The organism is Blautia massiliensis (ex Liu et al. 2021) (assembly GCF_052064225.1).
Lineage (GTDB): Bacteria > Bacillota > Clostridia > Lachnospirales > Lachnospiraceae > Blautia_A > Blautia_A fusiformis.
The window spans coordinates 1-455 of sequence record NZ_JBQHWA010000097.1 but is presented as its reverse complement, the minus strand read 5'-3'; the positions used below and the strand labels follow the sequence as shown (position 1 = coordinate 455).

Genomic DNA, 455 nt, shown 5'->3' with positions numbered 1-455 from the left:
TGCCGAAGGCGGGACCGATGACTGGGGTGAAGTCGTAACAAGGTAGCCGTATCGGAAGGTGCGGCTGGATCACCTCCTTTCTAAGGAAAAAGTAGAGAAAAGAAATGTGTTTTACTGTTTAGCTATCAAGCTGAAAGATTTCTGGTGCCGATGCGGTTGGGGGACACACCCGTTCCCATCCCGAACACGACGGTTAAGACCCAATCGGCCGATGGTACTGCACTGGAGACGGTGTGGGAGAGCAGGTGGGCGCCAGATCAAAAAAAGAAGAACAGGGAAACCTGATGAGATAGATGCTGGTTTTACCAGTGATCTGAGAGAAAAAGCTATTTTCCTTTCAGATGGCTGATAAAACATCAGTCAGCATTGTACCTTGAAAACTGCATACATGAGATTTGATTAAGTTAATCAAATATCCTTAAACGCAAAGTATTAAGAAATTAATGCAAACGCAA

The 455-nt window shown here is 45.1% G+C and carries 2 rRNA genes; both read left to right on the top strand.

The features are described 5' to 3' along the window. Window positions 1–80, top strand: a 16S ribosomal RNA gene (locus tag ACTNDQ_RS15470); the annotation flags it as partial. 60 nt (window positions 81–140) lie between these two features. After that, window positions 141–258, top strand: a 5S ribosomal RNA gene (gene rrf / locus ACTNDQ_RS15465). Window positions 259–455: the final 197 nt, after the last annotated feature.